Genomic DNA, 18,373 nt, shown 5'->3' with positions numbered 1-18,373 from the left:
CCGTTGTTCCTCAGGCGTTCTTCTTTTCCCAGGCCGCAATCGCCTCCCGGACCCGGGCCACGGCGGCAAAACCAACCCGTTCCCCCTCCAGGATGGCTTCGTGGCGTTGCTGGAAGTTGGTGGCGGGCAGGCCCTTCAGCTCGGGCCGGATGACCACGTCGGCCCCGGCCAGCTCATCGCGCCCCAGAGCGCCACCCATGATGGCGATGGTATCGAGCAGCACATCAAAACTGCCCTGGTTCTTCTTGCCGCTAGGACGGCCCGAAATATCCACGGCAATGATGATGTCGGCGCCAAGGCCCCGGGCCTCGCGCACCGGAATCGGCGCCACCAGACCTCCATCCACGTACTCCCGCCCATTGATGGGCACCGGCGGGAACACCCCGGGGATGGAAGCGGAGGCGCGCACGGCGGTGCCAGTGTTGCCCCGCTGGAAGACGATGGGCTGGCCGCTCTGCAGGTCGGTGGCCACCGCAGCAAAGCGCCGCTTCAAGCCCTCGATGGGCTTGTTGCCCACGTTGCTGTTGATGAAGCGCTCCAGGGCTTCGCCCTTGATCACGCCCCGGTCGAAGAAGCTCCAGTCGGTGACGGCGGACTCGTCCAGCTGGATGGCCAGCTTCTGCAGCTCGAAAGGCCCATGCCCGGCGGCGTAGAGGGCGCCGACCACTGCTCCGGCACTGGTGCCGACCACCAGATCCGGCGCCAGGCCATGGGTCTCCAACACTTTGATGACGCCAATGTGAGCAAAACCGCGGGCCGCGCCGCCTCCCAGGGCCAGGGCCACCCGCGGCTTGCGGGCAGCGCGGGGCGCCACCGCTTCGGGCTTGTGGATCAAGTCGGCACAGGCGGAGAGCCCGAGGGCCGCGACGCTGCCGAGCAGCAGGCGACGACGCCCGTTCATGCCCGCACCATGCCGATGGCCAGCTCGACGGCGGCGAACAAGCTGCCCGGATCAGCCCTGCCGGTGCCGGCCAGGTCGAGGGCGGTGCCGTGATCCACCGAGGTGCGGATGATGGGCAGCCCGAGAGTGACATTGACGCCCCCCCCGAAGCTGGCGTGCTTGAGCACCGGCAGGCCCTGATCGTGGAACATGGCCAGCACCGCATCGCCCTGCCCCAGGGTGTGGGGCACGAACAGGGTGTCGGCCGGCAGGGGGCCGCGCAGATCCATGCCCTCGGCACGCAGGGCCTCCAGCACCGGGGTGATCACGTCGATCTCCTCCCGCCCCATGTGGCCGCCCTCCCCCGCGTGGGGGTTGAGGCCCGCCACCAGGATGCGCGGCGCGGCCAGGCCGAAGCGGGTGCGCAGATCGGTGTGCAGGATGCGCAGGGTGTCGGTGAGCAGGGGGCGGGTGATGGCCGCGGAAACGTCCTTGAGGGGCAGATGGGTGGTGGCCAGAGCCACGCGCATCCCCCCACCCACCAGCATCATCACCACCAGGGGCGTGGCAGTGGCTTCGGCCAGATACTCGGTATGCCCCGAAAACGGCACGCCCGCCTCACAGATGATGCCCTTGTGCACCGGCGCGGTGACCATGCCGGCAAACTCCCCGGACTTGCAGCCGGCGATGGCCCGGTCGAGCACGTCGAGCACGTAGCGGGCATTGGCCGCATCCAGCAGCCCTGGGGTAACGGGGCAGGCCAAAGGCAGGTGCAGCACTTCGAGGCTGCCGGGCCGGGGCGTGCTGCCGACGGCGTAGTCGAGGATGTCGACCGAGGGTTCGACCGCGTGGATGCGGGCGGCGATCATGTCGCGGTCACCCAGAACGACAAGGCGTGCCGGGCAGTCGAAGCGCGGCAGGGCTGCACACAGATCGGGGCCGATGCCGGCGGGCTCACCGCTGGTAATGGCGAGGACGGGAAGCGGGGAGGACATGATGGGGGAAGTGCAGGAAGGGAACGGCAGGAGAGGGACAGGACGGCTGCTGGAGCCGGCGCGGTGGAGGATATTCCACGGCGCCGGCGGCCGGATCAGCGGTCTTCGGTGCGGTATTCCACGTAGGCCCGGTCCCGCAGCTGGCGCAGCCAGTCCTGGTAGGCCTCATCGGACTTGCGCTCGCGCAGGGCATTGCGGGCCGCACCACGCTTGCGTTCGTCGGAAACATCCTGCACGCGGCGATCTTCAACCAGGATCAAATGCCAGCCGAAAGGTGACTGGATGGGCTGGCTGAGCTCGCCGGGCTTGAGGGCGTCCATGGCCTGTTCGAACTCGGGCACGGTGTCGCCCGGGTAGATCCAGCCCAGATCACCGCCCTTGGACGCGGACAGGTCGGCGGAGTGGATACGCGCCAGGTCGGCAAAGCTGGCGCCCCCTTGAACGACGCGCTCACGCAGATCGGTGAGGCGACGACGGGCATCGGCATCGGTGACCACTTCACTGGTCTTGATCAGGATATGGCGGGCATGGGTCTGCTGGACCTGGGCCGGCACCCCTGACTGGCTGCCGCCCTTGCGGTCGATCACACGGACAATGTGGAAGCCGGCTGCGCTGCGCAGGATGGAAGTAGTCTCGCCCGGCTTGAGGCTGGCAACGGCTTCAGCAAACAGCCCCGGCAGACGCTCGGCGCTGCGCCACCCCAGATTGCCGCCGGTCAGGGCGTCGGGGGCATCGGAGTAGCTGGCGGCGAGCTTGTCGAAGGGCTCGCCCCGGGCGACGCGGGCGGCCACGTCCTCGGCTTTGGCGCGCAAACGGGCGAGTTGCTCGGGCGTTGCGCCCTCGGGCGCCCGGAAGAGGATGTGGGAGAGGTTGTATTCCTCCTGCCCTGCAGTGTTTTCCGGGTGGGCCAGAAAATTGTTGACCTCGGCATCCGACACCACGATGCGGGCCTCTACTTCACGCTCACGTACCCGGGTGAGGAGCATCTCGTTGCGCACTTCCTCACGGAAGCGCTCCCAGGAAAGGCCGTCATTCTCGAGGGCTTTGCGGAACTCGGTCATGGACAGGCGGTTGCTGTCGGCAATGCGCCCGACCGCCCGGTCGAGAGTCACATCGTCGATGCGCAGGGACGTCTCGGCAGCCAGTTGGAGCTGCAGACGCTCGATGATCTGTCGCTCCAGCACCTGCTTCTCGAGCACGTCGGCGGCCGGCAGGGGGGTGCCCTGACGGCTGAGCTGGCGGGTGACCTGGGCGACACGCATGCGCAGGTCGGAGCGGGTGATGACTTCGCTGTTCACGACCGCCACGATGCGATCCACTTCGACCGGCTCGTTGGCGGCGAAGGCGGTACTGGCGAGCAGGCTGGCGGCAAGCAGGGAGACGATGAGTTTCATGGGTCGGAGGGCGCTTTCAGAAGTCGTCGTCGCTGGAGAAGGGGTTGGAGCCATCGTTGATGCGGTTGTAGCCCGGCACACTGCGGCGCAGGACATTGAGCGGGCTGGAGCCGAGGCTGCCGGCGCCATTGAATTCGAGTTGAAAGAAGAAGGCACGGGTCACGTCGGTGGCGCTGGTGGTGAGATGCTGCACCACACCACGGAACACCCAGCAGCCCGCGTTGTACTCGACCCCGGCAATACCCTGGGTCAGGCGATGGTCACGCAGATTGCGGTTGTAACGGCCTACACCATACCAGTTGCCCCACAGGGGCCACTGGCCGGTCAGATCGATGTCGCGGAAACCGTTGGGGTTGGCCGGGTCGGTGGAGTAGTTGCGCCGATAGCGCCAGCTCACCCCCAGGGTGCGGGCATAGCCGGGCTGGAAGCGGAAGCCGAAGTTGAAGCGCTCGGTCCAGTTGTCCCGGGGGTTGTACTGCCAGGCGGTATCGAGGGTGGTCTTGGGTGCCAGATTGACCCCGAAGGCCGCCAGCAGGTCGGCCTGTTTGCCGGTGCGGGCCGGCGTGTCCTTGTTGAGGGTGACGCGCTGGTCCACCAGGTAATAGCGCTGCCCCAGGGCGGCACGCATGGTCTCGGCACCTGTGGTCGGGTCGATCAGGCGGCTCTGGACAGCGGTGGTGATCTGGTTGGCGTTGGAGATGCGGTCGCCACCGGTATAAACGTTCTCGGCGAAGATCTGTGCGAAGTTGAAATCGTAGAAGCCGGTATCGAAGTTGGGGATGTTCGACTGGTCCCGGTAGGGAACGTAAAGGTAGTAGATCCGCGGCTCGAGGGTCTGCACGAAATCCCGCCCGCCGAAGTTGGCATCCCGCTCGAAGGTCACGCCGCTATCCACCGACAGGATGGGCAGGGTACGGGTGGTGGAGTTGTCGCCGGTACTGACACGGCGATCAAGCTCGTAGCGGGTGGCGTGCACGCCGATCTTCGGCGTGAAGTGGAAAGCGGCTGTCTGCAGGGGCAGGGACAGCTGGGGGTAGAAGGTCAGGCGACGCCCTTCATCCTGGGTCGGGTGGCTGAAGGCAACAAATTCGCTGGCCAGCTGAAAGGTGGTACCGCCGGGGAGATCGGGCCGGTTGGCGGTGAGCGTCAGCTGGGGCAGGCGCTTGTAGGGGATGCTTACCGGAGCAGAACCCGTCTTGGGGTCGTCCAGGGTCTGGAAGGCCTGCAGCATGCCGGTGGCTGTCCACCAGCCCCCACCGGCGTAGGTCACCGACCCCTGGCGCAGCAGGTTGACCTGGGAGGTCAGGGCCAGGCGCGTGCTCAGGTCGATGAAGTAGCGCGGGTCGGAAACGCCGTTGACATTGAGATTGCTACTCCAGCCACCACCAAAATTGTGATCATGACGCACCGAACCCACGTAGCGGCTGCGCCCTTCCACCTCATCCTGGGGCATGTATTCCAGGTAGGTAATGCCACGGAAATTGGGGTTGATGTAGCGCGCTTCGTTGCGGAACTGCAGGCCACGACGCCCCATCACGCGGGCGGTCAGGGTGTCGTCGTAGTTGGGCGCGAGGTTGAAGTAGTAGGGCACCGACAGGTCAAAGCCGACCTTGTTGGAGGTGCCGAAGGTGGGCGACAGCAGGCCGGACTTGCGGCTCTCGCCGAGGGGAAAATCAGCCCAAGGCAGGTAGGCCACGGGCACGCCCTTGAACCACAGGGTGCCGTGGCGGGCTTCACCCACCTCGTCGTCATAGTCCAGATCGAGTTCCTTGGCCTGCAGGTACCAGTCGGGGCGGGACGGCTTGCAGCTGGTCCATGATGCGTTGGAGAAACGGAACTGGTTCTCGCCCTCCAGTACCAGGGATTCAGCCGAACCGTGGCCACTGATGGGCTGCTGGCTGGCCGGCAAGGCCTGGCCGGGGAGCAGCGGGGCCTGTCCGGGGCGCGGCCCGCGCGCCGGGCGGCTGATCGCGTAACTGGGCGAATCGAAGACACCGGTTTGATCCTGCACCTTGATGCGGGCACGGGGGCCGGTCATCTCGTCCGTCCCGCGGAGCACCCGTACATTGCCGGTGGCTTCCACCTCGTCGGTGAGCTCGAAATACTGCAGACGGTCGGCATCGACCCGGGTGGCATCGCGCAGCAGCGTGGCATTGCCTTCGGCGACGGTATCCACATCCTGATGACCACTCACCCGGTCGGCGCTGATGCGGGTGACGCCGGGGCTGGTCAGGGGGGCGGGCGCGGTGGCGGGCTTGCGCCCCGGGGCACCGACAGCAGCCGGCCTGGCCGGCGCCGGGCGGGCCGCGGCGGGAGCCGCCGACGGCGTACTGACGGCACGGGGGGCCGGGCGTGCTGCCGCGGGCTTGCCGAGCAGGGCCGGAGACACCACGAAGGGAGGGAGATCTTCCGCGCTGGCTCGCCCCCACAGGGCGAACAGGGCAATCGACAGGAAGCGCAACTGGGTGTGAGGTTTCATCCCGGGGCAGGAACCAGCCGGCGAGCCGACCGCATGGTTTGATAAACTGCGCGATTTTACACGAACGCATCTCAGACTCCCGTGGAACGACGCCAACAACTCCAGTCCTGGATCGCCGCCGAATTTCCCGGCCGCCCCTTCGAACTCGCTCCGGCCAGCGCCGACGCCAGCTTCCGGCGCTACTTCCGGCTTACATTTGCTGACGATCCTGTTTCCCTGATCGTCATGGACGCCCCCCCCAGCCACGAAGACTGCCGCCCCTACATCAAGGTGGCCGAGCTGTTCGGCGCCAGCGGCGTGCATGTGCCGAAGATCATCCGGCAAAACCTGGAGCAGGGCTTCCTGCTGCTCTCCGACCTGGGCAGCACCACCTACCTGGACGCCCTGACCAAGGACAACGCCCATAACCTCTACGCCGAAGCCCTGGGCGCGCTGATGAGCATCCAGGCGTCCAGCCAGCCCGGCGTGCTGCCCGAGTACGACCGCGGCCTGCTGATGCGCGAGCTGGAGCTCTTCCCGGTGTGGTACGTGAGCCGTCACAAAAACGTCACCCTCAGCGAACAGCAGACCACCCAGCTGTATGAGGTCTTCGACCGCATCGTCGACGTGAACCTGGCCGAGCCCAAGGTCTATGTGCATCGCGATTACCACAGCCGCAATCTGATGGTGTCTGCCCCCAACCCGGGCGTGCTCGACTTCCAGGACGCGGTTTACGGCCCGATGACCTACGACCTGGCCTCCCTGTTCAAGGACGCCTACATCCACTGGGAAGAGGACTTCACCCTCGACCTGCTGGCCCGCTACTGGGAAACCGCCCGCGAGCTGGGCCTGCCGGTGCGCGAGGACTTCGCCGAGTTCCACCGGGACTACGAATGGATGGGCGTGCAGCGCCACATCAAGGTGCTCGGCATCTTCGCCCGCCTCTACCACCGGGACGGCAAGGACGGCTACCTGAAGGACATGCCGCTGGTTCTGCACTACCTGCGCAAGGCCTGCGAGCGTTACGGCGAGCTCAAGCCCCTGCTGCGCATCCTCGAACAGACCGATCCGACCGTCACTGAAGTCGGCTACTCCTTCTGAGCCCACGACCATGAAAGCGATGATCCTTGCCGCCGGCCGCGGCGAACGCATGCGCCCCCTCACCGATAGCTGCCCCAAGCCCCTGCTGGTGGCCGGCGGCAAACCGCTGATCGTGTGGCACATCGAGCGTCTGGCGGCGGCGGGCATCGCCGACCTGGTCATCAACCATGCCCACCTGGGCCGGATGATCGAGGACGCGCTGGGTGACGGCGCGCGTTTTGGCGTGCGCATCCGCTATTCGCCCGAAAGCAGCGCCCTCGAAACCGCCGGCGGCATCGCCCGTGCCCTGCCCCTGCTGGGGGATGCGCCCTTTGTGGTGGTTAATGGTGACGTCTTCTGCGACGCCGACTTCGCCGGCCTGCGCCGGGCTGCGGAAGAACTCAACCCGGTGCGCTGCGCCCACCTGCTGCTGGTGGCCAACCCGACCCACAACCCGGACGGCGACTTCGGCCTGACCCCGGACGGGCAGGTCCGCGATGACGAGGGCGAGCGCCTGACTTTCTCCGGTATCGGTGCCTATCACCCGGCGCTGTTTGCCGACGTCCCCCCCGACACGCCCGCCAAGCTCGCGCCCCTGCTGCGCACCGCCATGGCCCGCAACCGCGTCACTGGCGCCCGCCTGCTTGGCCGCTGGGTGGATGTGGGCACCCCCGAGCGCCTGCACGAGCTGGACAACAGCCTACGCACGGCCTGATCACGCAACATTCCCCCGCCGCCACGGTCCATCCCTCATACAGCCAACGGATACCGCCATGCCCCTCGACACCGCCCCTTTTCAGGCCCGCCGCACCCGCTTGCTCGCCACCATGCAGGCCGCAGGCGGCGGCGTCGCCATCATCCCCACCGCCCCGGAGCGCATCCGCAACCGGGACACCCACTACGGTTACCGTTTCGACAGCTACTTCTATTACCTCACCGGTTTCCGTGAGCCCGAGGCGGTCCTCGTGCTGGTGGCCGGCGACACCCCACGCAGCCTGCTGTTCTGCCGCAGCAAGGACATGGAACGGGAGATCTGGGACGGCTACCGCTTCGGCCCCGAGGCCGCCCGGGAGACCTTCGGCTTCGACGAGGCCTACCCCATCGCCGAACTGGACACCCAGCTCGGCATCCTGCTCGCCAACCAGCCGGCCATCTTCCACTCCATGGGCTACGAGCCCAGCTGGGACACCCGGATCACCGACGCCCTCAACCGGGTGCGCGCCCAGGCCCGCACGGGCTGCCTGGCCCCAACCCAGATCCGCGACGTGCGCAGCCTCATTGACGAGATGCGCCTGATCAAGGATGCCAGCGAGCTGGCCACCATGCGTCAGGCCGCCCGCATCTCCGGCGGCGCCCATCGCCGCGCCATGCAGGCCACCCGGCCCGGCGCCCACGAGTACGAGATCGAGGCCGAGCTGATCCACGAGTTCCGCCGCCACGGCAGCCAGGCCCCGGCCTACGGCTCCATCGTGGCCGGCGGCGCCAACGCCTGCGTGCTGCACTACGTTGAAAACGACGGCCTGCTGCGGGATGGCGACCTGCTGCTCATCGATGCCGGCTGCGAACTCGACGGCTACGCCTCCGACATCACCCGAACCTTCCCGGTGAACGGCCGCTTCAGCGGCCCCCAGAAGGCCGCCTACGAGCTGGTGCTGGCATCCCAGGCCGCCGCCATTGCCGCCACCCGCCCAGGCGCCGGCTGGAACGAACCCCATGACGCCGCCACCCGGGTGCTGGCCCAGGGTTTCATCGACCTGGGCCTGCTCGAAGGCAGCCTGGACGGCGTGCTCGAATCCGGCAGCTACCGCCAGTTTTACATGCACCGCACCGGCCACTGGCTGGGTCTCGACGTACACGACGCGGGTGAATACAAGCTCGCTGGCGAATGGCGCCCGCTGGTGCCGGGCAATGTGCTCACCGTCGAGCCGGGCTGCTACATCCGCCCCGCCGACGGCGTGCCCGAGGCCTTCTGGAACATCGGCATCCGTATCGAGGATGACGCCCTGGTGACCGACAGCGGCTGCGACATCCTGACCCTCGACACCCCCAAGAGCGTTGCCGACATCGAAGCCCTGATGGCTGCCCGGGCATGACCCTGCCCACACACCGGAGCCCCCGCACATGAAACGCCACGATCTCGCCATCATTGGCGCCGGCCCGGTAGGGATGACCCTTGCCCTGGCCCTCAAGGACGCCGGCCTCGACATGGTGCTGGTGGACGCCCGCCCCCGCGGCGCTGCCCGCCATGACCCGCGCATTCTGGCCTTGTCCCACGGCACCCGCCTGACCCTGGAACGCCTGGGGATCTGGTCGCAGCTGCCGGCCACGCCCATCGAGAGCATCCACGTCTCCCACCAGGGCGGCCTTGGCCGCACCGTGCTGCAGGCCTCCGAATACGGGCAGCCTGCCCTCGGCTACGTCGCCGGTGCCGGTGACCTGGCCGCGGCCCTGGATGACGCCCTGGCCGCCGCCGGCATTCCCATCGTGGACAAGGCCACCGTCACCGGCCTGGCCGCCGGCGCCGACGACGTGATCGTCAGCCTGTCCGTCGCCCCGCCCCTGTCGGCCCGTCTTGCGGCCTGCGCCGAAGGCAGCATCCAGGGTGCGGACGACAGCGCCCTGGTGGAGCGGGATTATGGCCAACACGCCGTGATCTCCGTCGTCACCCCGGCCGAAGGCCATGGCAACCGCGCCTGGGAGCGTTTCACCCCTCAGGGCCCCCTGGCCGTGCTGCCCTGCGGAAACGACTGTGCCATCGTCCACACCGCCGCCCCGGCCGAAGCCGACGCCCTGATGGCCCTCGACGACGCGGCCTACCTGGCCCGCCTGCAGGCCCACTTCGGCAGCCGTCTGCGTTTTGCCAGCGTGGGGCCCCGCGCCCGCTACCCCCTGCTGCTGCGCTACCGGCCCGACCCGGTGAGCCAACGCACGGTGTGGCTGGGCAACGCCGCCCAGACCCTGCACCCCGTTGCCGGCCAGGGCTACAACCTCGCCTTACGTGATGTGTGGGCCTGCGCCCAAATTCTGCTGCGGGCCGGCGGCGACCCCGGCGCGGCGGCCAACCTGGAGGCCTACGCCAGCGAACGCCGCCTCGACCGCCAGGGCACCATCCGCTTCACCGACGGCCTGGTGCGTCTGTTCAGCACAGCCTCCCCAGCCCTGCGCCACGCCCGGGGTGCAGGGCTGTTTGCCCTTGACCTGCTGCCACCCGCCCGTCATTTCGTGGCCAAGCGCATGATGTTCGGCGCCCGCGCCTGGCCCTGAGCGTTGCCCGCGACCAGCCCCGCAATGCAAAAGGCCGTCGCCGCGGCGCAGCAAACGCCGTAGAATCCGCAGCCTGCGCGCCGCCCGGCGCCCCGCTGCCCACGGGACCAGCACCATGGCCGAAGCCGACGATCTCCAGCAACACGACGACCTCGACATCCACCTGCGCGAGGTGCAGCACCTGCTCGCCCGCCACAAACTGGTGGAAGACCTTGTCCATCGCCAGGACATGCCCAAGCATGACCTGGTGGAAAGCCTGGTTCACAAGCAGCACATCCACGAGCTGACCCACAAGCTCGACAGCCTGCACTCCGCCGACGTCGCCCACATCCTGGAGGCTCTGCCCCTGGACGAGCGCCTGTTCGTCTGGGACCTGGTCAAGGCCGAGCGGGATGGCGAGATCCTGCTCGAAGTCTCCGACGCGGTGCGGGAATCCCTCATCGAGTCCATGGACCCGGCCTCCCTGCGGGCCGCAGCCGAGCAGCTGGACGCCGACGAACTGGCCGATCTGGCCCCCGACCTCCCCCGGGAGGTGATGGAGGCGGTGTATCAGGGCCTAGACCCGGAAGAGCGCGAGCAGCTGCGCGCCGCCATGTCCTACCCGGAAGACTCCGTCGGCGCGCTGATGGATTTCGAGATGGTCACCGTGCGCGAGGACGTGAGCCTGGAAGTCGTGCTGCGCTACCTGCGCCGCTTCGATGCCCTGCCCGACCACACCGATCAGCTCTTCGTGGTGGATCGGGACGAGCACTTGCGCGGCGTACTGCCCATCGACCGGCTGCTCATCAACGATCCGGAAACCGAAGTGAGCGAGATCATGCTCACCGACACCCTCACCCTCGAACCCTCCGACGAGGCCGAGACTGCCGCCCAGGCCTTCGAACGGTACGACCTGGTGTCGGCACCGGTGGTGGATTACCACCGCAAACTGGTCGGCCGGGTGACGGTGGCCACGGTGGTGGACTTCATCCGCGAGGAAACAGAGAACGAACTGCTCAACCAGGCCGGTCTGCGGGAAGGGGAAGATATTTTTGCGTCCGTATGGGACTCGGTGAAGAACCGCTGGGCCTGGCTGGCCGTCAACCTGGTCACTGCCTTCATCGCCAGCCGGGTGATCGGTGCTTTTGAAGGCTCCATCGAGAAGCTGGTGGCCCTCGCTGCCCTGATGCCCATCGTGGCCGGCATTGGCGGCAACTCGGGCAATCAGACCATCACCATGATCGTGCGCGGCATCGCCATGGGTCAGGTCCAGGACGACGCCCTCAGCCGCCTCCTGAAAAAGGAGATGGGCGTGGCCCTGATCAACGGAATCGTATGGGGTGGCCTGCTCGGGGTGCTGTCGTGGGTCCTCTACGGCAGCGGCAAGCTCGGCGCGGTGATGACGGCCGCCATGACGCTCAACCTGCTGGTGGCCGCCTTCGTGGGGGTAATGGCCCCCATGATGCGCAACCGCCTGGGGCAAGACCCGGCGGTCGGCTCCAGCGTCATCATCACCGCCGTCACCGACTCGGGTGGCTTCTTTATCTTTCTGGGGCTGGCAACCATCTTCCTGATGTAGCCCACGCTCCGGCGCAGTTCGGAGCCCCCGTGGGGTCGAATTAGTTCGACCCCACGGGGGAGAGACCGCACAGACTCTGCCTGTATCAGCCCCTATTGGCGGCAAACCAGGCATCTGCCGCCGCAATGGTGGCGTCGATGTCTGCCTCGGAGTGGGCTGCCGACACGAAGCCCGCCTCGAAGGCTGACGGCGCAAAGTAATGCCCGGCGTCCAGCATGGCGTGGAAGAAGCGATTGAAGCGCTCCTTGTCGGAGGCCATCACATCGGCGTAGCTGTTGGGCACACCGGCAGCAAAGTAGAGCCCGAACATTCCCCCCACCGAATCCGCAACGAAGCGCACACCCTGCTTTGCGGCAGCAGCATTGAGGCCCTTCACCAGGCGCTCGGTACGGGCGGTGAGCACTTCATAGAAGCCCGGGCGGGCGATCTGATCGAGACTGGCCAGCCCCGCCGCCACCGCCACCGGGCTACCGGACAGGGTGCCGGCCTGATAGACACCACCAAGGGGGGCGATCTTCTGCATGATGTCGCGACGGCCGCCAAAGGCCCCCACGGGCATGCCGCCACCGATGACTTTGCCCAGGGTGGTCAGGTCGGGGGTGATGCCAAACAGGCCCTGAACCCCACGCGGCCCGACACGGAAACCGGTCATCACCTCGTCGAAGATCAGCACCGTACCGTGAGCGGTACACAGGCGACGAAGCAGGTGCATGAACTCGGCCGACGGCTTGACCAGGTTCATGTTGCCGGCGATCGGCTCGATGATCACACAGGCGATGGCATCGCCCTTCTCCCGGAAAGTCTCTTCCAGCTGGGCCGGGTTGTTGTAGTCGAGCACGATGGTGTGCTTGGCGAAATCTTCCGGCACGCCGGCCGACGAGGGGTTGCCAAAGGTCAGCAGGCCGGAGCCGGCCTTGACCAGCAGACTGTCGGCATGACCGTGGTAGCAGCCCTCGAACTTGATGATCGCGTCACGGCCTGTAAAGCCCCGGGCCAGGCGGATGGCGCTCATGGTGGCTTCGGTGCCACTGGACACCAGGCGCACCATCTCGAGGCTGGGCAAGAGCTCGCACAGGCGCTCGGCCATGTCGATCTCGCGCTCGGTGGGAGCTCCGAAGGACAAGCCCTCCAGAGCCGCCTCACGCACCGCTTCGACCACCACCGGGTCGGCATGGCCCAGGATAGCCGGGCCCCAGGAGCCCACGTAATCCAGATATTCCTTGCCGTCCGCGTCCCACACCCGTGCCCCCAGAGCCTTTTTGAGGAAACGTGGCGTACCACCCACCGAGCGGAAGGCGCGGACCGGCGAATTGACGCCACCCGGGATGGTGCGCTGGGCACGGACAAAGAGTTCTTCGTTGCGACTGGTCATGCGGGAGCTTCCTGAGAGGTCAATCGAACAGCCCGGCATAGGCGGCCGCACGGGCAGCCGGGTCGGGCGCTGAAAATACGTCGCTGATCACGGCGGGCAGATCGGCGCCCGCGGCAATCAGCGACGGGACGTTGTCGAGGGTGATCCCGCCGATCGCCGCCACCGGCAAGCCGAACTCCACCTTGGCCCGACTCAGCATTTCAAGGGGTGCGAGGGGCGCCAGGGGCTTGGTGGACGAGGGAAACATGGCCCCGAAAGCCAGGTAATCGACCCCCGCCGCAGCGGCGGCGGCAGCCCGCCACCACTCCCCGTAGCAGCTCGCCCCGAGGATGCGGGACGCCCCCAGGGCCTGCCGGGCGCCGGCCAGATCGCCGTCGTCCCGCCCCAGGTGGGCGCCGTCGGCGTCAATCTCCAGGGCCAGAGCCAGGTCGTCGTTGATCACCAGCGGGATGCCGAACTGACGGCACAGGGCCAGCAGTTGCGTCGCCTGCAGCCGACGCAGGCCGGCGTCAGCCAGCTTGCTGCGATACTGGACAATCGCCGGACGGGCCGGCAGCACCCGGGCCACCGCAGCCAGCAGCGCCCCGGTGTCAGTCTGGTCCGGCGTCACGATATACAGCCCACGCAGTTTCATGAGTCAACATCCGTTCCGGCTGGCGGGCGGGCCCAGAAGATACGGTTAGGAATATGCTGCCCCATTCCGGGCCGAAAGGCATGCGCCAGCGCTTGCCAGGTAAAGCCCTGTGCCTCGTAGACCGCCTGCGGCATGTCGAGGCCATGGGCCAACGCAGCCGCCACAGCCGAGGCCAGCGTACACCCGGAACCATGGTAGCTCCCGCCCAGACGCTCCCAGGTGTCGGCCCGCACCACCCCACCGCTGCCGTACAAGGTGTTAACCACCTGCGGTGTCTGGGCATGGGAGCCGGTGATGAGCACGTACTCGCAGCCCATCTCCATGAGCGCCGCTGCGCAGTCCGACTGGGTTCGGCCTTCGGGGTCGCCCCCCATGCCGGTGCGGCCCGCCGCCAGCCGGCGGGCCTCCATGGTGTTCGGGGTGATCACCGTCGCCTGGGGCAGAATGAGTTCGCAGAGCAGGTCGAGCATGGCGTCCGACGCCAGCTCGTCGCCGCGACCAGACGCCACCACCGGATCGACGACGACGGGAATGTGGGGATAGTCGGCGATGATCTCGGCAATCACGGCAATGTTGTCGGCGCTGCCGAGCACCCCAAGCTTGAAGGCCTGGACTGGCATGTCCTCAAGGACAGCGCGCGCCTGCTCGGCAACAAAATCGGCATCGATCGGCAGAACGTCCTCCACGCCGGCCGTATCCTGGACGGTGAGCGCGGTTATGACGGTGAGGGCATGACAACCCATGCCTGCCAACGTCATAATGTCAGCCTGGATGCCGGCGCCACCCGTGGGGTCGGCGGCGGCGAAAACGAGAACCAGCGGGGGATTGGGATCGTTGCGGTTTATAGTCATTAGGAAAGCCGAGGACGCACAAATTTAACTGCGACTGCGCTACCATTCACGATCCAGAAGATTCTAGCCGAAATCATCGCAACGCACCCCAATGGCAAATCCCCAATACCGGACCTGGATGTGTCTGATCTGCGGTTATATCTACGACGAAGAAACCGGTTCCCCTGAAGAGGGCATCGCCCCGGGCACCCGCTGGGAGGACATCCCCCCCAACTGGACCTGCCCCGAATGCGGCGCACGCAAGGACGACTTCGAAATGGTCGCGATCTGAAGGCCAGCCGTCATCACCCCAGCCCAGGCACCACAACAATGCACGTCCGCAACGACATCGGCACGGACCCCGGAGGACCAAGGTGAATCTCAGCGGAATCAAGGTCATGGTCATCGATGACAGCAACACCATCCGCCGCAGTGCCGAGATCTTTCTCGCCCAGGCCGGATGCCAGGTGGTGCTGGCGGAGGACGGCTTCGACGCCCTCTCCAAGATTGCCGACCATGCCCCCGACCTGATCTTCGTCGACATCATGATGCCGCGCCTCGACGGCTATCAGACCTGTACGCTGATCAAGAAGAACGCCCGGCTCAAGGCCACTCCCGTCATCATGCTGTCCTCCAAGGACGGCCTGTTCGACCGGGCGCGTGGTCGCCTTGCCGGCTCGGACGAATACCTCACCAAACCCTTCACGAAGGAAAGCCTGCTGCGCTCCGTGGCCTGCCACACCGGCGCCCCGCGCCAGGCCGCTGCCAACGACTGACCTCCCACAGACGCATCTCCATGCCGATCAAGAAAATTCTCGTCGTCGACGACTCCCCGACCGAACGCCTCGCCCTTTCAGAGATGCTGGTAAAAAGCGGCTACCAGGTCGTCACTGCCGAAAGCGGCGATGAAGCCGTGGTCAAGAGCAAGACGGAGCAGCCCGACCTGATCCTGATGGACGTCGTGATGCCTGGCACCAATGGCTACCAGGCCACCCGTACCATCGTCCGCGACGAAGCCACGCGCAACATCCCGGTCATCATCTGCACCAGCAAGGGACACGAAACCGACAAGATCTGGGGCATGCGCCAGGGCGCTTTCGATTACATGGTCAAACCCCTTGATCACAGCGTGCTGCTCGAGAAGATCCGGGCTTTCAGCTAAGGCCGAAGAGCATGGCAAAGCGGATCAGTCTCCACGAATTCCAGGCCGGGCTGGCCCGGCGCCTCGCCGAAGCACGGGACACCCGCGCCTCGGCCTTTCTGGGTGTGCAAGCTGGCAAACGTCACTGGCTGGTCGACCTGACCGAGGCGGGTGAGATCCTGGCGGTGCCGCCCCTGGCTCCCGTCCCTCTCAGCGAGCACTGGTTCCGTGGTCTCGCCAGCGTGCGCGGCAACCTCTTCGGCGTGGTCGATTTTGCCGCCTTTCACGGTGACCAGGCCATCGCACCGGCCGGGCACGCCCGTCTGCTGCTCATCGGTGTACGCCACAACCTCAACTGCGCGCTGCTTGTGACTCGCGCCCTGGGTCTGCGCTCTCTCGAGGATTTCGAGCTCCTGCCCTCGTCCCCCGACGCAGACCAACCCTGGATCGGCGAGCAACTCCGGGATGCCCGAGGTACCGCCTGGACACGGCTCAAGGTGGCCGACCTGCTGAATAACACGCGTTTTCTGGACGCAGCACAATCATGATCATGAAAATCCATTCGGGAGGAGCAGCGGGCCCCGCCCGCTGAAGAGGAACCCCATGGCATTCAAGTTACCGGGTCTGTCGCGCGGCGACAGCAAACCAGCATCCACCAATGTGGACACGATCCTTGAATCCGGCGAGGTGGCACAGGCCACGGCACCCCTGCCTTTCCTGGCCGGCAAAAGTGCTGCGGAACAGTTGCGCGTGCTGCGCATCCCCTTCCTGATCTTCGCCGCCCTGACCATCGGCTTCGTGCTCTACCAGATCCGCGTCAGCAGCTTTGGCACCGCCTACGTCACGGCCGCAGGCCAGATGCGTACCCTGTCCCAGCAGCTCGCCAAGGCCAGCCAGCTTGCCCTGCAGGGCGACGCCGCCGCCTTCAACGAACTGAAAGGCAGCCGCGAGCAGTTCAACACCCTGCTCGGTGCCGTCACCAACGGCGGCGACGTGGACGGCACCTCAGTACCCGGAGGCAGCAGCGCGGTCAGCGACGAACTCGCCGTGGTCACCGAGCTGTGGCAGAAAACCGACAAGGATGCCGCCAACCTGATCGAGCAAGAAAAGAACCTGGCCAGCCTCGGCAAGGCGGTGAACACCATCAACACCAAGAATCCCCAGCTGCTCGAACTGTCCGAACAGGTCGCCGCCCTCAAGCTCCAGGGTGGCGCATCGGCCCGCGAGATCGCCGTCGCCAACCAGGTGGTGATGCTGACCCAGCGTATCGCCAAGAATGCCAACGCGCTGCTGGTCGCCAACGCCATCGACCCTGAAGTGGCCTTCCTGCTCGGCAAGGACACCAACACCTTCCGCGAGCTGATCGAGCAACTCCAGAAGATGACCTCCGACGGCAGCGATGCCAAGGGCAAGCTGGCCGAACTGGAAAACGTGGGCAAGGACAACCTCGCCTCCGTCACCGCCATCCTCGGCAGCATCCAGCGCCTGGTGCAGGCCAAGCAGGCCGGCAGCCAGATCTTCCAGAACTCCGGCCCCCTGCTCGAAAAGACCTCCGCCCTCGCCGAAGGTTATACCCGTGCCTACACCGGCTTCTTTACCTGGGTCAGCCTGGCCATCGTACTGTGTGCCCTGGCCACGGTGATCTGCCTGGCCCTGATGGCCAAGACCTACAACGACGACATCGCCCGCCGCCGCCTTGCCGCCGAACGCCTCAAGGAAACCGCCGAATTCGAGCGCAACAACACCCAGCAGGCCATTCTGCGCCTGATGAACGAGATGGGCGACCTGGCCGACGGTGACCTGACCGTACGCGCCACCGTCACCGAAGACATCACCGGCGCCATTGCCGACTCGGTTAACTACACCATTGAAGAGCTCTCCGTGCTGGTGCGCCGCATCAACGACGCCGCCATTCGTGTAACCTCCGCCACCGAATCTGCCCAGCAGACCTCCGACGAACTGATCGCCGCCACCGAGCGCCAGGCCCAGGAGCTGCGCCTCGCCGGCGAAACCGCCCAGACCATGGCCAGCTCCATGAGCGCGGCCTCCGAAGACGCCCTGCAGTCCGCCCAGGTGGCCCGCCGCTCCCTGGAGGCCGCTCAGAAGGGTGCCGCCGCCGTGGAAGACACCATCAAGGGAATGAACGACATCCGCGAGAAGATTCAGGAAACTTCCAAGCGCATCAAGCGTCTGGGTGAGTCCTCCCAAGAGATCGGCGAAATCGTGGAGCTCATTTCCGACATTACCGAGCAGACCAACGTACTGGCCCTCAACGCTGCCATCCAGGCAGCCTCGGCTGGTGAAGCTGGCCGGGGCTTCTCGGTGGTGGCCGAAGAAGTGCAGCGCCTCGCCGAACGCTCGGCCGAAGCCACCAAGCAGATCGGTGCCATCGTGAAGACCATCCAGACCGACACCGGCGACGCCGTAGCTGCCATGGAAAACGCCACCCGCGATGTGGTGGACGGCGCCCACCTGTCCGAGACCGCCGGCCAGGAACTCGCAGAGATTGAACGGGTGTCGGCCGAAACTGCCGAACTCATCGAACGCATCTCCGTCAGTACCGAAGTCCAGGCCAAGGCAGCGACCCAGGTGGCCGAGAAGATGAAGAACATTCTCGCCATCACCGACCGCACCACCACCGGCACCCAGCAGACGGCCGTCTCGATTGGCGAGTTGGCCGACCTGGCCGTCGAGCTGAAGGGCTCGGTCTCCGGCTTCAAGGTCTGAGCCACGCCGCATCCCTACCGGAACGGAAACCGACCAAGAC

General features: G+C 66.5%; 17 protein-coding genes. 10 read left to right on the top strand and 7 right to left on the bottom strand.

Annotated elements, in window-relative coordinates:
* Positions 1–10: 10 nt before the first annotated feature.
* The 4 genes from PHI64_RS06150 to PHI64_RS06135 all read right to left on the bottom strand — a co-directional run bounded on the left by PHI64_RS06150 (position 11) and on the right by PHI64_RS06135 (position 5,748).
* Positions 11–901: a patatin-like phospholipase family protein gene (locus tag PHI64_RS06150; RefSeq protein ID WP_299880207.1), complete on the bottom strand. Its 891-nt coding sequence runs from the start codon at positions 899–901 to the stop codon at positions 11–13.
* On the bottom strand, positions 898–1,875 hold the full coding sequence (pdxA, locus tag PHI64_RS06145) for a 4-hydroxythreonine-4-phosphate dehydrogenase PdxA (RefSeq protein WP_299880204.1): 978 nt from the start codon (positions 1,873–1,875) through the stop codon (positions 898–900). Before pdxA ends, PHI64_RS06150 begins: the two co-directional genes overlap by 4 nt.
* A 95-nt stretch (positions 1,876–1,970) precedes the next feature.
* The gene (locus PHI64_RS06140; RefSeq protein ID WP_299880201.1) at positions 1,971–3,269 is read right to left on the bottom strand and encodes a peptidylprolyl isomerase; all 1,299 of its coding nucleotides are present in this window, start codon (positions 3,267–3,269) and stop codon (positions 1,971–1,973) included.
* Between the two features lie 16 nt (positions 3,270–3,285).
* The gene (locus PHI64_RS06135) at positions 3,286–5,748 is read right to left on the bottom strand and encodes an LPS-assembly protein LptD (RefSeq protein ID WP_299880198.1); all 2,463 of its coding nucleotides are present in this window, start codon (positions 5,746–5,748) and stop codon (positions 3,286–3,288) included.
* 81 nt (positions 5,749–5,829) lie between these two features.
* Between PHI64_RS06135 and PHI64_RS06130 the strand changes: the two genes are divergently transcribed.
* The 5 genes from PHI64_RS06130 (at position 5,830) to mgtE (ending at position 11,629) form a co-directional block, all read left to right on the top strand.
* Positions 5,830–6,828 carry a phosphotransferase gene (locus PHI64_RS06130; protein ID WP_299880195.1) on the top strand — a complete coding sequence of 333 codons (999 nt, stop codon included), beginning with the start codon at positions 5,830–5,832 and terminating at the stop codon, positions 6,826–6,828.
* Positions 6,829–6,847: 19 nt separating this feature from the next.
* Positions 6,848–7,522, top strand: coding sequence for an N-acetylmuramate alpha-1-phosphate uridylyltransferase MurU (murU, locus tag PHI64_RS06125; RefSeq protein WP_299880328.1), 675 nt, complete (start codon positions 6,848–6,850; stop codon positions 7,520–7,522).
* 58 nt (positions 7,523–7,580) lie between these two features.
* Positions 7,581–8,900, top strand: a complete 1,320-nt coding sequence (gene pepP, locus PHI64_RS06120; protein ID WP_299880192.1) for a Xaa-Pro aminopeptidase — start codon at positions 7,581–7,583, stop codon at positions 8,898–8,900.
* Positions 8,901–8,928: 28 nt separating this feature from the next.
* On the top strand, positions 8,929–10,071 hold the full coding sequence (locus PHI64_RS06115) for an FAD-dependent monooxygenase (protein WP_299880189.1): 1,143 nt from the start codon (positions 8,929–8,931) through the stop codon (positions 10,069–10,071).
* A 115-nt stretch (positions 10,072–10,186) separates the two neighbouring features.
* Complete coding sequence (mgtE, locus tag PHI64_RS06110) at positions 10,187–11,629, top strand: magnesium transporter (protein WP_299880186.1); 1,443 nt, start codon at positions 10,187–10,189, stop codon at positions 11,627–11,629.
* Between the two features lie 85 nt (positions 11,630–11,714).
* On the opposite strand, the gene hemL is transcribed toward mgtE, so the two are convergent.
* Genes hemL through PHI64_RS06095 form a run of 3 tightly spaced genes read right to left on the bottom strand, consistent with a single transcriptional unit; the run spans position 11,715 to position 14,486 of the window.
* Positions 11,715–13,001 (bottom strand): glutamate-1-semialdehyde 2,1-aminomutase, encoded by a 1,287-nt coding sequence (hemL, locus tag PHI64_RS06105; RefSeq protein ID WP_299880183.1) that lies wholly within the window; start codon positions 12,999–13,001, stop codon positions 11,715–11,717.
* 19 nt (positions 13,002–13,020) lie between these two features.
* Complete coding sequence (thiE, locus tag PHI64_RS06100) at positions 13,021–13,635, bottom strand: thiamine phosphate synthase (RefSeq protein ID WP_299880180.1); 615 nt, start codon at positions 13,633–13,635, stop codon at positions 13,021–13,023.
* Positions 13,632–14,486 carry a hydroxymethylpyrimidine/phosphomethylpyrimidine kinase gene (locus PHI64_RS06095; RefSeq protein ID WP_299880178.1) on the bottom strand — a complete coding sequence of 285 codons (855 nt, stop codon included), beginning with the start codon at positions 14,484–14,486 and terminating at the stop codon, positions 13,632–13,634. The genes thiE and PHI64_RS06095 overlap by 4 nt, the downstream gene beginning before the upstream one ends.
* 118 nt (positions 14,487–14,604) lie before the next feature.
* On the opposite strand from PHI64_RS06095, the gene PHI64_RS06090 reads away from it, so the two are divergent.
* The 5 genes from PHI64_RS06090 (at position 14,605) to PHI64_RS06070 (ending at position 18,333) form a co-directional block, all read left to right on the top strand.
* Positions 14,605–14,757: a rubredoxin gene (locus PHI64_RS06090; protein ID WP_296565200.1), complete on the top strand. Its 153-nt coding sequence runs from the start codon at positions 14,605–14,607 to the stop codon at positions 14,755–14,757.
* Between the two features lie 82 nt (positions 14,758–14,839).
* The gene (locus tag PHI64_RS06085) at positions 14,840–15,241 is read left to right on the top strand and encodes a response regulator (RefSeq protein ID WP_299880175.1); all 402 of its coding nucleotides are present in this window, start codon (positions 14,840–14,842) and stop codon (positions 15,239–15,241) included.
* A 20-nt stretch (positions 15,242–15,261) separates the two neighbouring features.
* On the top strand, positions 15,262–15,627 hold the full coding sequence (locus PHI64_RS06080) for a response regulator (protein ID WP_299880172.1): 366 nt from the start codon (positions 15,262–15,264) through the stop codon (positions 15,625–15,627).
* Between the two features lie 11 nt (positions 15,628–15,638).
* The gene (locus tag PHI64_RS06075) at positions 15,639–16,154 is read left to right on the top strand and encodes a chemotaxis protein CheW (RefSeq protein WP_299880169.1); all 516 of its coding nucleotides are present in this window, start codon (positions 15,639–15,641) and stop codon (positions 16,152–16,154) included.
* 55 nt (positions 16,155–16,209) lie between these two features.
* Positions 16,210–18,333, top strand: coding sequence for a methyl-accepting chemotaxis protein (locus tag PHI64_RS06070; RefSeq protein ID WP_299880166.1), 2,124 nt, complete (start codon positions 16,210–16,212; stop codon positions 18,331–18,333).
* Positions 18,334–18,373: the final 40 nt, after the last annotated feature.

The organism is Zoogloea sp., from assembly GCF_028689785.1.
GTDB lineage: Bacteria > Pseudomonadota > Gammaproteobacteria > Burkholderiales > Rhodocyclaceae > Zoogloea.
This window is presented reverse-complemented; position numbering and strand designations above follow the sequence as displayed.

Excerpts from the sequence above, each read along its gene's own strand:
- PHI64_RS06095 (WP_299880178.1), bottom strand. The coding sequence starts at position 14,486 with ATGACTATAAACCGCAACGATCCCAATCCCCCGCTGGTTCTCGTTTTC.
- hemL (WP_299880183.1), bottom strand. The coding sequence starts at position 13,001 with ATGACCAGTCGCAACGAAGAACTCTTTGTCCGTGCCCAGCGCACCATC.
- PHI64_RS06075 (WP_299880169.1), top strand. The coding sequence starts at position 15,639 with ATGGCAAAGCGGATCAGTCTCCACGAATTCCAGGCCGGGCTGGCCCGG.
- mgtE (WP_299880186.1), top strand. The coding sequence starts at position 10,187 with ATGGCCGAAGCCGACGATCTCCAGCAACACGACGACCTCGACATCCAC.
- PHI64_RS06115 (WP_299880189.1), top strand. The coding sequence starts at position 8,929 with ATGAAACGCCACGATCTCGCCATCATTGGCGCCGGCCCGGTAGGGATG.
- PHI64_RS06070 (WP_299880166.1), top strand. The coding sequence starts at position 16,210 with ATGGCATTCAAGTTACCGGGTCTGTCGCGCGGCGACAGCAAACCAGCA.
- murU (WP_299880328.1), top strand. The coding sequence starts at position 6,848 with ATGATCCTTGCCGCCGGCCGCGGCGAACGCATGCGCCCCCTCACCGAT.
- PHI64_RS06140 (WP_299880201.1), bottom strand. The coding sequence starts at position 3,269 with ATGAAACTCATCGTCTCCCTGCTTGCCGCCAGCCTGCTCGCCAGTACC.
- PHI64_RS06080 (WP_299880172.1), top strand. The coding sequence starts at position 15,262 with ATGCCGATCAAGAAAATTCTCGTCGTCGACGACTCCCCGACCGAACGC.
- thiE (WP_299880180.1), bottom strand. The coding sequence starts at position 13,635 with ATGAAACTGCGTGGGCTGTATATCGTGACGCCGGACCAGACTGACACC.
- PHI64_RS06135 (WP_299880198.1), bottom strand. The coding sequence starts at position 5,748 with ATGAAACCTCACACCCAGTTGCGCTTCCTGTCGATTGCCCTGTTCGCC.
- pdxA (WP_299880204.1), bottom strand. The coding sequence starts at position 1,875 with ATGTCCTCCCCGCTTCCCGTCCTCGCCATTACCAGCGGTGAGCCCGCC.
- PHI64_RS06090 (WP_296565200.1), top strand. The coding sequence starts at position 14,605 with ATGTGTCTGATCTGCGGTTATATCTACGACGAAGAAACCGGTTCCCCT.
- pepP (WP_299880192.1), top strand. The coding sequence starts at position 7,581 with ATGCCCCTCGACACCGCCCCTTTTCAGGCCCGCCGCACCCGCTTGCTC.
- PHI64_RS06150 (WP_299880207.1), bottom strand. The coding sequence starts at position 901 with ATGAACGGGCGTCGTCGCCTGCTGCTCGGCAGCGTCGCGGCCCTCGGG.